At 66.7% G+C, this 13,129-nt stretch carries 14 protein-coding genes; 3 read left to right on the forward strand and 11 right to left on the reverse strand.

Annotated elements, in window-relative coordinates; all coding sequences use genetic code 11:
* Positions 1-10: 10 nt before the first annotated feature.
* A complete protein-coding gene (gene dddP, locus GU927_RS16695; protein WP_161763587.1) occupies positions 11-1,348 on the reverse strand; it encodes a dimethylsulfonioproprionate lyase DddP in 1,338 nt (445 codons plus the stop codon).
* 320 nt (positions 1,349-1,668) lie between these two features.
* Here dddP and GU927_RS16700 point away from each other — a divergent pair, with 320 nt between their 5' ends.
* Entirely contained in the window at positions 1,669-2,541 is an 873-nt protein-coding gene (locus GU927_RS16700) for a DMT family transporter (RefSeq protein ID WP_161763588.1), read from the forward strand.
* Here GU927_RS16700 and GU927_RS16705 read toward each other — a convergent pair whose 3' ends face one another.
* A complete protein-coding gene (locus GU927_RS16705) occupies positions 2,542-3,273 on the reverse strand; it encodes a DUF1223 domain-containing protein (RefSeq protein WP_232489250.1) in 732 nt (243 codons plus the stop codon).
* A gap of 266 nt (positions 3,274-3,539) precedes the next feature.
* On the opposite strand from GU927_RS16705, the gene acnA reads away from it, so the two are divergent.
* A complete protein-coding gene (gene acnA, locus GU927_RS16710; RefSeq protein WP_161763590.1) occupies positions 3,540-6,227 on the forward strand; it encodes an aconitate hydratase AcnA in 2,688 nt (895 codons plus the stop codon).
* Between the two features lie 257 nt (positions 6,228-6,484).
* Positions 6,485-6,607: a hypothetical protein gene (locus GU927_RS20545; protein ID WP_269770137.1), complete on the forward strand. Its 123-nt coding sequence runs from the start codon at positions 6,485-6,487 to the stop codon at positions 6,605-6,607.
* Between the two features lie 81 nt (positions 6,608-6,688).
* Here the strand turns inward: GU927_RS20545 and GU927_RS16715 are convergent, their stop codons facing one another.
* From GU927_RS16715 to yajC, 9 genes are all read right to left on the reverse strand, one after another.
* Positions 6,689-7,231: a DsbE family thiol:disulfide interchange protein gene (locus GU927_RS16715; protein WP_232489251.1), complete on the reverse strand. Its 543-nt coding sequence runs from the start codon at positions 7,229-7,231 to the stop codon at positions 6,689-6,691.
* Positions 7,224-7,388 (reverse strand): heme exporter protein CcmD, encoded by a 165-nt coding sequence (gene ccmD, locus GU927_RS16720; protein WP_161763591.1) that lies wholly within the window; start codon positions 7,386-7,388, stop codon positions 7,224-7,226. Before ccmD ends, GU927_RS16715 begins: the two co-directional genes overlap by 8 nt.
* Positions 7,385-8,113: a heme ABC transporter permease gene (locus GU927_RS16725; RefSeq protein ID WP_161763592.1), complete on the reverse strand. Its 729-nt coding sequence runs from the start codon at positions 8,111-8,113 to the stop codon at positions 7,385-7,387. Before GU927_RS16725 ends, ccmD begins: the two co-directional genes overlap by 4 nt.
* Before the next feature lie 53 nt (positions 8,114-8,166).
* Entirely contained in the window at positions 8,167-8,823 is a 657-nt protein-coding gene (gene ccmB, locus GU927_RS16730) for a heme exporter protein CcmB (RefSeq protein WP_161763593.1), read from the reverse strand.
* A gap of 94 nt (positions 8,824-8,917) precedes the next feature.
* Positions 8,918-9,550, reverse strand: coding sequence for a heme ABC exporter ATP-binding protein CcmA (gene ccmA / locus GU927_RS16735; protein WP_232489252.1), 633 nt, complete (start codon positions 9,548-9,550; stop codon positions 8,918-8,920).
* A 55-nt stretch (positions 9,551-9,605) separates the two neighbouring features.
* Positions 9,606-9,968 carry an Mth938-like domain-containing protein gene (locus GU927_RS16740; protein WP_161763595.1) on the reverse strand — a complete coding sequence of 121 codons (363 nt, stop codon included), beginning with the start codon at positions 9,966-9,968 and terminating at the stop codon, positions 9,606-9,608.
* Positions 9,969-9,978: 10 nt separating this feature from the next.
* Entirely contained in the window at positions 9,979-10,956 is a 978-nt protein-coding gene (secF, locus tag GU927_RS16745; protein ID WP_161763596.1) for a protein translocase subunit SecF, read from the reverse strand.
* A gap of 13 nt (positions 10,957-10,969) precedes the next feature.
* On the reverse strand, positions 10,970-12,640 hold the full coding sequence (gene secD, locus GU927_RS16750) for a protein translocase subunit SecD (protein WP_161763597.1): 1,671 nt from the start codon (positions 12,638-12,640) through the stop codon (positions 10,970-10,972).
* Positions 12,641-12,659: 19 nt separating this feature from the next.
* Positions 12,660-12,986 (reverse strand): preprotein translocase subunit YajC, encoded by a 327-nt coding sequence (yajC, locus tag GU927_RS16755; RefSeq protein ID WP_161763598.1) that lies wholly within the window; start codon positions 12,984-12,986, stop codon positions 12,660-12,662.
* Positions 12,987-13,129: the final 143 nt, after the last annotated feature.

The raw sequence follows: 13,129 nt of genomic DNA on the forward strand, positions 1-13,129 counted from the left end.
CCCCTGCCCCTCACCCCAGAAGCCGCGCGTCGAAGGGATAGCGCGTCAGGTTCTCATGCCCCGTCTCGGTGATCAGTACCTGTTCTTCCAGCTTGATGGAAAAATCCCCGCCCTCCGGACTGACCAGCGCCTCGACGCACAGCACGTTCCCCGGCTCCAGCGCCACATCGAAGGCCCCTTCCACCCAACCGTCGGGATAGGGAACAAAGGGCCACTCGTCGCACAGCCCCACCCCGTGCATCTTGCAGGAATATTTCTGCGCCCAGTATTCGGGGGCCAGCTGATGCCCCCCATGCGTCAATTCGCGGATCGTGACCCCGGGCTTCAGCATCGCCATATTGGTGGCGATATGGTCCATCGCGTGATGCATGGCGCTGACCATCGCATTGGTCGGCCGCCCGTCCCCCACCCACCAGGTGCGGCTGATGTCGATGCAGATGCCATAGCAACCGATCAGGTCAGTATCGAAGGCCACGATCTCGTTGTTCTGCACGATCCGCGGCCCGCATTCCTGAAACCACGGATTCGTCCGCGGCCCCGACGCCAGCAACCGCGTCTCGATCCACTCCCCCCCGCGCCGGATGTTCCCCTTGTGCAGCTCCGCCCAGATATCGTCCTCGCTCACGCCCCCCTTCGGCACGGTCTCCCGCGTAAACGCCTCCATCTCCGCAATCGCCGCCTCACAGGCCCGATGCGCCGCCCGCATCGCCAGGATGTCATCCGGCCCCTTCACCGCCCGCACGCGCTCGGTGACGACCTCGCCCTCCAGCACCTCGAACCCCGCCCGCTCCAGCGCGCGCAGACCGTGGATCATGATCTTGTCCACCGCCAGCCGCCGGTTCGTGCCCGCATGGGCGCGCATCACCTCCTCCACCTGGGCCGCAAAGGCCCGCGCATCCGACGCCGTCGCATCCCCGCAGACGTTGTAGAAGAACGACGCCCCCGTCCGCAGCTCCTTCACCAGCGGGTTGAAGGTCACGAGGAAGGGGGAATTCTTGTATTCCCACATCACCATATGCCCGTCGGCGCAGATCAGACAGGCGCGGAACGGGTTGTGGCTGTTCCACAGCTGCATGTTCGTCGTATCGGTCGCATAGCGGATGTTCAGCGGATCAAAGAGCAAAAGCCCCCCTATATCCCGCGCCACCAGCGCCTCGACCAGCCGCCGCCACCGGTATTCCCGCATCCGGTCCAGCTGCGGCAACTCCACCCCCGCCGCCTCCCATTCGGCAAAGGCCAGTTGCGTGGGCCCGATCTCCACCCGGTCATTGTCATTGGGCGTGCCATCCCCCAGCACGGCCCCCTTGCCCGGATCGATCTTCCGCCGCTCGGCATAATGCTGGTTCATCGCGCATCCCTCCCGCCCTGTGCCCGCAAGGCTCCGCCAAGCCCGCGCCAAAGGATCGCCCATCCCCGACACGTCCCGTCGCTTTCCTTCCCTGCCGCAGACAGGGGGGCCTCGGCCCCCCTCTTGGCCTGCGGCCAATTCACCCCCCGAGGATATTTCAGGACGGAAAATGCCCACTCCCCATTTTCCGTCCCCAAATATCCCGGGGGTCCGGGGGCTGGCCCCCGGCTTGCCCGGCCACAGGCGCGACGGCACCGCCGCGCGCGCGCCCCCGCGATGCCACCTTGAAGCCCGCCGCGCCGCCCCCTAGGGTCGCGCCCATGCAGATCCAGACCGAAGCCAGCACCCGCAAGGGCATTCTCCTGATGCTCGCGGCCCTCGTCCTCTTCACCGCGATGGATGCGCTGGCCAAGGGGCTGGTGCAGGTCTATCCCACCACGCAGGTGATCTGGGCGCGCTTCATCGGGCAGGTGGCTCTGGTCCTCGTGATCGTCAACCGCGCCCTGCCGGTCATCGCCCGCACCCGCCATCCCGCGCTGCATGTCCTGCGCTCGGCCACGCAGATGGGGGCGACAGGGTTCTTCTTCGCCTCGCTCGCCCATATCGGACTGGCCGAGGCGACGGCGCTGGCCGACATCAACCCCGTCCTCATCACGCTGGGCGCCGCCCTCTTCCTTGGGGAAAAGCTGGGCCTGCGCCGCATCGCGGGCGTCATCGCCGCCATGACCGGCGCCATGATCATCATCCGCCCCGGCGCCGATGTCTTCACCCCCGCGGCCCTGCTGCCGCTGGGCTGCGCCGTCTCCTACGCCGCCTCGGCGCTGCTGACCCGCAAGGTGGGGATGAGCGAAAGCCCGTGGACCTCCATGCTCTACGGCGCGCTCTTCGGCTCGCTCGTCACGACGGCGCTGCTGCCGGGCGTCTGGCAGCCGGTCGCGCCCTCGGACATCTGGCTTTTCGTCACCGTGGGCTGCCTCGGCACCGCCGCGCAGATCTGCCTCATCCGCGCCTTCTCCATGACCGAGGCCTCGATCCTCGCCCCCTTCGGCTATGCGGGCATCCTGCTCGCCACGATATGGGGGATCGTGCTCTATGACGAATGGCCCGACGCCTACACCCTTCTCGGCGCGGCGATCATCACCGCCTCGGGCCTCTACATCTGGCACCGCGAGACGCGCGCGCGGCGGGGCTGATCACTCCACCCGCGCCGCCGCCACGACAGCCGCCGGTCCGGTCTCCTGCAAGATCACCGCCACCGGCGCATCCCCCGCCGCCGTCACCTGCATCTCCAGCGGCGCGGTTCCGGCCCAGTCGCCCACCTTGGCCCACTCCGTGACGATGTTGCGATAGGTCACCACCCGCCCCGCATTCTCGCCCCGCGCGATCTCCACCGTGGCCGAGGGGATATAGCGCACCACCTGCACCTCCACCCCGCGCGCCAGCGGCGGTTCGGCCACGGCACGGATCGCCAGCACATCCCCCTGCCGCTCCAGCGTCAGCGTGACGGGGCTTCCCGCCGCCAGATGCTTGCCGATCAGCTTGACCACCGCCTCGGGCGTGTTGCCCTCGACCCGGTCCACGCCGCCGATCACCATCTGCGGCGTATAGATCATCCGGCTTCCCGCCGCGCGGGCATAGTCCTTCTGCCGCCCCGTGAACTCGGGCCGCGCAAAGCTATCGCTCCAGCCGATATAGTCCCAGTAGTCGACATGCAGCGCCAGCGCGATGACATCCTCATGCCCCGCAAGCTCTGCCATGAATTCATCCGCAGGCGGACAGGACGAACAGCCCTGCGAGGTGTAAAGCTCCACCACGACACCGGACCGTGCGGGACCGGCCTCCTCGGAAAATGCCGCCACCGGCGCAAGAAGCGTCACAGCGCAGAGCGCGCTGACGATATGTCGCATCTCATCCTTCCCGGTCATTGGCAGTCACCCCACCCTGTTACAAAACCAGCGCGTCCCGCGCCAATCAAGCATTTGCGAGGCTTCGCACCCCCCTTTTCCCCCCGTTCCGCCCGCGCGGCAACGGGCCTTCCCGCGGAACCGGACCGAACTGGGGGCTTTATTTTCGGCATACAATTGCATACAAGGTGCCGGACTCCCTTGCCAGCAAGGATTCTTTCCGGCATCGGAACCATGCAGCGGCCCCTTCGCGGGCCCGTCACGCCAGCGATTTGCAGGAGGCCCCCATGACCGTCACCGTCGGACATGACAGCGCAAAGACCCGCCAGACCCTTACCGCAGGCGGCAAGACCGTCGCCTATTATTCCATCCCCGCCGCACAGGCCGCAGGGCTTGGCGATTTCGCCCGCCTGCCCGCCGCGCTGAAGGTGGTGCTGGAAAACATGCTGCGCTTCGAGGATGGCAAGACCGTCTCGGTCGACGACATCCGCGCCTTCGGCGACTGGGCCAAACAGGGCGGCAAGAACCCGCGCGAAATCGCCTATCGCCCCGCCCGCGTGCTGATGCAGGATTTCACCGGCGTTCCCGCCGTGGTGGACCTCGCCGCGATGCGCGACGGCATCCTCGGGCTGAAAGGCTCGGCCGCCAAGATCAACCCGCTGGTGCCTGTCGACCTCGTCATCGACCACTCGGTGATGATCGACGAATTCGGCACCCCCCGCGCCTTCCAGGCCAACGTGGACCGCGAATATGAACGGAACATGGAACGCTACGTCTTCCTGAAATGGGGACAAAAGGCGTTCAACAACTTCCGCGTCGTGCCGCCGGGCACGGGCATCTGCCATCAGGTCAACCTCGAATACCTGGCGCAAACCGTCTGGACCGACACCGATCAGACCGGCGCCGAAGTCGCCTATCCCGACACCCTCGTCGGCACCGACTCGCATACCACCATGGTCAACGGCCTTGCCGTCCTCGGCTGGGGCGTCGGCGGGATCGAGGCCGAGGCCGCGATGCTGGGTCAGCCTGTCTCCATGCTCATCCCCGAAGTCGTGGGCTTCAAGCTGACGGGCGCGATGCGCGAAGGCACCACCGCCACCGACCTCGTCCTCAAGGTCGTGCAGATGCTGCGCAAGCACGGCGTGGTGAACAAATTCGTCGAATTCTACGGCGAAGGGCTGGACCACCTGCCGCTCGCCGACCGCGCGACGATCGCCAACATGGCCCCCGAATACGGCGCCACCTGCGGCTTCTTCCCCGTAGACGACGAAACCCTGCGCTACCTGCGCCAGACGGGCCGCGACGAGGGCCGCATCGCCCTTGTCGAAGCCTATGCCAAGGCCAACGGCATGTGGCGCGGCCCCGACTACGATCCGGTCTACACCTCGACCCTGCACCTCGACATGTCGGAAATCGTCCCCGCCATCTCGGGCCCCAAGCGCCCGCAGGACTATCTGCCGCTGACCGATGCCAAGGCCTCCTTCGCCAAGGAAATGGAAGCCTCGTTCAAGCGCCCGATGGGCGTCGAAGTCGCCGTGAAGGGCGAGGATTACAAGCTGTCGTCGGGCAAGGTCGTGATCGCCTCCATCACCTCCTGCACCAACACCTCCAACCCCTATGTGCTGATCGGCGCGGGGCTGGTGGCGCGCAAGGCCCGCGCCTTGGGCCTGACCCGCAAGCCGTGGGTGAAAACCTCGCTGGCACCGGGATCGCAGGTCGTGTCCGAATACCTCAACGCCGCGGGCCTGCAGGAAGACCTCGATGCCGTGGGCTTCAACCTCGTGGGCTATGGCTGCACCACCTGCATCGGCAACTCCGGCCCGCTGCAGCCCGAAATCTCGGCCGCCATCGCGGAAGGTGACCTCGTCGCCACCGCCGTCCTGTCGGGCAACCGCAACTTCGAAGGCCGCATCTCTCCGGATGTCCGCGCGAACTACCTCGCCAGCCCGCCGCTGGTCGTGGCCTATGCGCTGGCAGGCGACATGAACATCGACCTGACCACCGAACCGCTCGGCACCGGTTCCAACGGCCAGCCCGTATATCTCAAGGACATCTGGCCCACGAACAAGGAAATCGCCGACCTCGTCCACGCCACCGTGACGCGCGAGGCGTTCCTCAAGAAATACGCCGACGTCTTCAAGGGCGACACCAAGTGGCAAGGGGTGGAGATCACCGAGGCCGAAACCTACGACTGGCCCGCCTCCTCGACCTACATCCAGAACCCGCCCTATTTCCGCGGCATGGCGGCGACGCCCGGCACCATCAGCAACATCAAGAACGCCCGCGTCCTTGCGCTCTTGGGTGACATGATCACGACCGACCACATCTCGCCCGCCGGTTCCTTCAAGGCCACCACCCCCGCCGGCAAATACCTGACCGACCGTCAGGTGCCTGTGTCCGAGTTCAACTCCTACGGCGCCCGCCGCGGCAACCACGAGGTGATGATGCGCGGCACCTTCGCCAATATCCGCATCAAGAACGAGATGCTGGACGGCGTCGAAGGCGGCTACACCAAGGGGCCGGACGGCGCGCAGACCTCGATCTACGACGCCTCCATGGCCTATCAGGCCAACGGCACCCCGCTGGTCATCTTCGGCGGCATCGAATACGGCGCAGGCTCCAGCCGCGACTGGGCGGCCAAGGGCACGGCCCTTCTGGGCGTCAAGGCGGTCATCGCGGAATCGTTCGAACGTATCCACCGCTCCAACCTCGTCGGCATGGGCGTCATCCCCTTCGAATTCACCGGCGGCGACACGCGCAAGTCGCTGGGTCTGAAGGGGGATGAAACCGTCTCGATCGAAGGTCTGGAAGGCGATCTGAAACCGCTCTCCACCGTGCCCTGCCACATCACCTATGCGGATGGCACCACCAAGACGATCCAGATCAAGTGCCGCATCGATACGGAAATCGAGATCGAATATGTCGAACACGGCGGCGTGCTGCACTACGTGCTGCGCAACCTCGCCGCCGCCTGAGACAGGTTCCGCCGGAAGAAAAGGACAGCCCGTGGCACATGCCGCGGGCTGTCCGCTTTCCCGCCCTTCTGCCGCCACAATCCTCCGTCAGACCTTAACCATGAAAACCGCCGGGCACCCGCTGCTCAGGCCTGTTGCGTCACCCCGGAAACCCATTGTTTCCGATAAAGCGGCTGCCCGTGGACCCTTTCGGGGGCTATGGTCATCCCACATGCGTACGAGTGAAACCCCTCGATCACGCCCGGGAAGACCGACGGATGCAACGACCCCTTTCCCCTCCGCCCGCCACGCAGCGCGCACTTTCCCTCGGCACCGCGCTGCCATGGGGCGAAGGACTGGTCCTGCTGACCGTCATCGGCTTCCTGCTGATCGGTGTCTGATCTGGCCTCGGACCCCGCAGGACAAGATGCAAAAGGGCGGCCACAGGGCCGCCCTTCTGCGTTCCACCCTGTGCGACAGGCTCAGCCGCCCACAGCCGCCAGCGCCGCCTCCAGCGCGGGCACGAACCGCGTCTCGTAATCCGTGCCCACCAGCGGCCCGATGAACCGGAAGGCCACCGTCCCGTCGCCATTGATGATGAAGGTCTCGGGCGGCGCGGTGACGCCCCAGTCCACGCGGTTGCGCCCCTTGGGATCAAAGCCGATGGCAAAGAACGGATTGCCGTCCTCCTCCAGATAGGCCGTCGCATCCGCGGCCTTGTCCATCATGTTCACACCGGCCACACGGATGCCCTTCGCTGCCATCTCCAGCAGCACCGGATGCTCGGCACGGCAGGGCGGACACCAGCTCGCCCAGAAATTCACCACCGTCACCTTGCCCGTCCGCAGATCGCCATCCGTCAGCGCAGGGAAACCCGCCAGCCCCTCGACCGGCACCGCAGGCGCCTCGCGCCCGATAAAGACCGACGGCAGGTCATCGGGGTTCTCCCGCTGCATTCCCACATAGAACATGCCCGCCAGCCCCAGAAACAGGACCGGCGGCAGCACCATCAGCCACCTAGCCATCCGCCCGCTCCCCTGCCCGCGCCTCGATCTCGGCCAGTTGCCGCTTCACCCGCCGCCCCTGCCAGACCGACAGCGCCACCACCGCCATCAAAAGCCCCAGCGACGCCCCATAGGACGCCAGCACCGCAAAGGCGTATTTCCCCAGATCAGGCATCATGCCAGCCGCTCCCGCGCCAAGAGCGCCGCCATCCGCCGCGCACGGATCTCGGTCCGCGTCCGCATCAGCACCAGCGCCACGAACAGCAGGACGAACCCCGCGATACAGACCAGCAGCGGAAACCAGAACACATCCGCCACGTTCTCCTCCTTGTCCAGCGACAGCGACGCCCCCTGATGCAGGCCCTGATTCCAGAACAGCACCGCATAGCGCGACAGCAGTGCAAAGACCGATCCCACCAGACACAGCACCGCCGTCAGGTCCGCCGCCGTATCGGGGTTCTCGACCGCCTGCCACAGCGCGATATAGCCCAGATAGAACAGCGTCAGGATCAGAAAGGACGTAAGCCGCGGGTCCCAAGCCCACCACGTCCCCCACATCGGCTGCCCCCAGAACGCCCCCGTCACCAGCGCGATGACAGTGAAGGTCAACCCCACCGGCGCCGCGGCCTTGGCGGCCAGCGCGCTCACATGATGCCGCCGCACCAGCCAGATCAGGCTCGTGACCAGCATCATCACCCAGGCATTGATCGCCATCATCGCGGCGGGCACATGCAGATAGATGATCTTGACCGTCGATCCCTGCCGAAAATCATCCGGCGTCAGGAAGAACCCCCAGACCAGCCCCACGCCCAGACAGGCCGCCGCCAGACCCCAGACAAAGGGCAACACCCCCGCCGAGGTCTGCATGAACTTCTTCGGATTGGCATATTCCCAGATCGACATGCGCGTCCCTTAAGCCTTCGCCCTACCGCCCGCAATTCACTATCACGCGCGCCTCACCGCAGATTGACGCGGATTGCCGCAGCCGCCGCAAAGGGCAGCATCGCCCCCGCCCCCAAGGTGATCGCCGCCAGCAGGAGCAGCGGCACATCCACCGCCTGCCCCGCCGCCCCGCGCTTCACCGCCTCGGCCCCGAAGATCAGCGTCGGCACATAAAGCGGCAGCACCAGCAGGCTCAACAGCAGCCCCCCCCGCTTCACCCCCACCACCAGCGCCGCGCCAAAGGCCCCGATCACCGACAGCGCGGGCGTGCCGAGCAGCAGCGACAGCACGAGCCAGCCATAGCCCTCCACCGGCAGGTTCAACAGAACCGCCAGCACGGGTGCGGCCACCGTCAGCGGCAACCCCGTCACCAGCCAATGCGCAAAGGCCTTCACCGCCACCACCGCCTCCAGCGGCATGGGGCTGGTGGCCAGCAGGTCCAGCGACCCGTCCTCGAAATCCAGCGCAAAGATGCGGTCCAGCGACAGCAGGCACGCCAGCAAGGCCCCCACCCACAGGATCCCCGGCGCGATCCGCCCCAGCATGCCCCCCTCGGGCCCCACGCCCAAAGGCACCAGCACCGCCACCAGCAGGAAGAAGGCCAGACCCAGCCCGAAGCCGCCCCCGGCCCGCATCGCCAGCCGCAGATCACGGGTCAGCAGCGCCCACATGCTGCGCCCCCCTCTTCTCTGCGCAAATATCCTCGGGGGGTGCGGGGGGCAAACGCCCCCCCGTCAACTCCGGCCATCCCGCGCCGCGCCCCGCTCATGCGAAAGCCTCGTCGAAATCCCCGCGCCGCCCGCCCGCCGCAGGCGCCTTCGCGCGGAAGGGGGAAAGGTCCAGCACCTCTGCCTCGGCCAGTCCCAGATCGATATGCGTGGCCGCCAGAACCGCGCCCCCGCCTGCCAGATGCCCCCGCACCACCCCCGCAAACAGCGCGACCGAGGCCGCATCCAGCGACACCGTCGGCTCGTCCAGCAACCACACCGCCCGCCCCGTCACCAGCAGACGCGCCAGCCCCAGCCGCCGCTTCTGCCCCGCAGACAGGTTCGCCGCCCGCCTGTCGCGCAGCGCCAGCAGGTCCATCCCCGCCAGCGCCTGCTCCACCTCGCGCGTGCCATGGATCGCCGCCCAGAAGCGCAGGTTCTCCTCCACCGTCAGCGCGGCCTTCAACCCGTCGGCATGGGCGGCATAGGCCATCGCCTCCGCCGGCACCGACACGCTGCCCTCGAGCGCCGGTTGCAACCCCGCGATGGTCCGCAGCAGCGTGGTCTTGCCCACCCCGTTCGGCCCCCGCAGGATCAGCGCGCGCCCCGCCGCCAGCCGGAAGGTCACCCCCTCCAGCACGGCAATCCCGCCGCGCGCCACGGCCAACCCCTCGACGCTCAGCACTTCCAAATTCCTTCGAAGGAATTTGCAAAAATTTTCGAGAATTTTTGCCCGCGCCGCGACGTCACGGCCCGCCCACCGGCAACAGCGCCGCCGCGATCCGCCGCCCCTCGCCCAGCAGCACATTGTAGGTCCGGCAGGCCGCGGGCGAGGACATCACCTCCACCCCGATCCCTTCCGCCTCCAGCGCCTCGCGGAAGGCGCGGGGTGGATGCGCGATCTCGGCCCCCATGCCCAGCAGCAGCACGTCGATCCTGCCCGCCATGGCCAAGGGCGTCGCCGTATCCTCCAGCCCGCCCCACGGCCCCGCATCCCAGGGCGTCACCAGACAGGCCCCGCGCAGCACATGCCCCCCCACGCGAAAGAAGCCCGGCCCGTATCCCTCGACCGGCAGGGCAGAGCCATAGCTGATCTCGGTCAGGCGCATCGCAGCCCCCTCAAGCGTCGATATTGGCGAAGTCGTCCGGCGTGCCCGCCTTCTTGGCCTTTTCCGACCGGTCCAGCCCGATGATCAGCACGATGTTCTTGGCCACATAGACCGACGAATAGGTCCCGAACAGCACGCCAAGGAAGATCGCCAGCGAAAAGCCCCGCAGCACGTCGCCCCCGAAAACCAGCATCGCCCCCACCGCGATCAGCGTGGTCAGCGCCGTCATCAGGGTGCGCGCCAGCGTCTCGTTCACCGACAGGTTCATCACCTCGCGCAGGGGCATCTGCTTGTATTTCTGCAGGTTCTCCCGCAGCCGGTCAAAGACGACCACCGTGTCGTTGATCGAATAGCCAAGGATGGTGAGCAGCGCCGCCACGATGGTCAGGTCGAACTTGATCTGGAAGATGGCAAAGATGCCGATGGTGATGATCACGTCATGCAGCAGCGCCAGAACCGCCCCCACGCCGAACTGCCATTCGAACCGCAGCCACATGTAGACCATGATGCACAGGCTCGTCACGATCAGCGCGAGGACCGATGTATAGACAAGCTCGCCCGAAACCTTGGGTCCCACGCTTTCGACGCTGGGAAAGGTCATCGCGGGGTCGATGGCCGCGCGCAGCACCTCTTCCACCTGCCCGATCTGCTCGGGCGTGACGGCCTGCGACTCATCCTCTGCCGCGATGCGGATCATCGTGACATGCTGGTTCTCGGCGAAATTCGTGTCGAAGACCTCGGTGATCGACACATCGCCCAGGGGCAGGCCCTGCAGCGCCTCGCGATAGGCCCCCACATCCACCGCCACGGTCGATTCCGTGCGGATCGTGGTCCCGCCCTTGAAGTCGATCCCGTAATTCAACCCCATCACCGCCCATGCGACGATGGCCAGCACCGACAGGAACAGCGACCCGCCGAAGGTCAGCCACTGCCAGCGGAAGAAGTCGAAATTCGTCTTGTCGGGTGCCAGCTTGAAACGCCATGCCATGATCCGGTCCCCCTTATACGACCAGCGTCTTCGGCTTGCGCCGGTTGTACCAGTAGGTCACGATCAGCCGCGTCACGTTGATCGCGGTAAAGACCGAGGTGACGATCCCGATGGCCAGCGTCACCGCAAAGCCCCGCACCGGACCCGCGCCAAGGAAGAACAGCACACCTGCCGTGATCAGCGTGGTCACATTGGCATCCACGATGGCCGACAGCGCCCGTTCAAAGCCCAGCTCGATCGCCCGCGCCGCACTCTTCGCGCCCGCCCGCAACTCGTCGCGCATGCGTTCATAGATCAGGACGTTGGCATCCACCGCCATCCCGATGGTCAGCACCAGACCCGCGATCCCGGGCAGCGTCAGCGTGGCCCCGATCATCGACATGATCCCGAAGATCATCGCCATGTTGATGGCCAGCGCCACCACCGCAAAGACCCCGAACAGCCCGTATGAGGCGATCATCAGCACCGACACCGCCGCCGCCGCGATCACCGTCGCCAGCCGCCCCGCATCGATCGAATCCTGCCCCAGCTCCGGCCCGATGGTCCGTTCCTCAAGGAAATTCATCGTCGCGGGCAGCGCACCGGCCGACAGCAGCACCGCCAGACGGTTGGCCTCCTCGACCGTGAAATTGCCGGTGATGATCCCCGACCCGCCCGGAATGTGGCTCTGGATCACGGGCGCGCTGATCACCTTGCCGTCCAGCACGATCGCAAAGGGCGCCCCGATGTTCTGCGCCGTATAGTCGCCAAAGGCCCGCGCCCCGCGCACATCGAACTGGAAGGCCACCGCAGGCCGCCCGTTCTGGTCGAAATCGCCCTTCGCGTTGGTCAGGTCCTCGCCCGACACGACGGGCACTTCCTCGACCGTATACCAGACCCCCTCCTCGTCCATCGACGGCAGGCTCACATTGCCCGCGCCGGGGGTCTTGTCCTCGGCCGTGCCGCGGCGCACCACGGGGTTGAAGGTCAGCTTCGCCGTCGTCCCGATCAGCGCCTTCAGCTCGGTCGCCGACCCGATGCCCGGCACCTGGATCAGGATGCGGTCCGCGCCCTGCCGCTGGATCGTGGGCTCGCGCGTGCCCGCCTGGTCGACGCGGGTACGGATGATCTCCAGCGACTGCTGGATCGTCCGCTGGTCCACCGCCGCCCGCTCCGGCTCGGAGAGCTGCACGATCAGCACATTGCCCTCGGCCGTGACATCGATATCGGTCTGGCCCACACCGGTCAGCGTCACCACATTCGACGCCAGCGCCCGCACGGCCTCGACCGCCGCGGCCATGCCCGCCTCGTTCTCGATCTGCACGCGCAGCTCATAGGGGATCTGCGCGGGCTGCCGCCGCACGCTGCCGACCTGATCGCGCACGTCGCGCAGGGCGTTGCGGACTTCCGGCCACCAGCCATCCATCCGCGCCTTGTAGACATCCTCGACCTGCACTTCGGCCAGCAGATGCGCGCCCCCCCGCAGATCGAGACCAAGGTTCACGATCCCCGAGGGCAGCCAGTCCGGCCACTCGTCCAGCGCGGCCTGCTGCTCCGTCGTGGCAAATCCTGCCTCCTCCACCGCCTTGGCGGCGTCGTTATGCGCCTCGACCTGCGGATAATACAGGTTGGGCAGCGCCAGCAGCAGCCCCGCCGCCACCAGCATCCATGTCAGGATCTGCTTCCAGAACGGAAAATTCAGCATGACGCGCGTCCGATCCGGCTCAGGCCGCGGCCGGTTCGGTCTTGTTCATCACCTGCGCGATGGTGTGGCGCAGGACCTTGACCTTCACGCCATCGGCGATCTCGACCTCGACCAGCCCGTCCTCCTGCACCTTCGTGACCTTGCCCACGATGCCGCCCTGCGTCAGCACCTGGTCGCCACGCCGCAGCGCCTCCACCATGGCCTTGTGTTCCTTCATCTTCTTCTGCTGCGGGCGGATCAGCAGGAAATACATGATCGCGAAGATCAGGATCAGCGGGATGAACGAGGCAAAGGCGGAACCGGCACCGGCACCGGCCGTCTGCGCGAAGGCGGGAGTTACAAACATTGGGCGTCCTCACTGTCTCTCTGGGGCCGGGCTGACCCCGGCGGAATTGGCGCGCACCCTATAATCGGGGGCTGGCGAAGGCAAGGCAGGCCCGACCGCCGCAGCATGCGGCCAAAACGGACCCGACCGCCTGCCCATATATG

The organism is Paragemmobacter amnigenus (assembly GCF_009908265.2).
GTDB lineage: Bacteria > Pseudomonadota > Alphaproteobacteria > Rhodobacterales > Rhodobacteraceae > Paragemmobacter > Paragemmobacter amnigenus.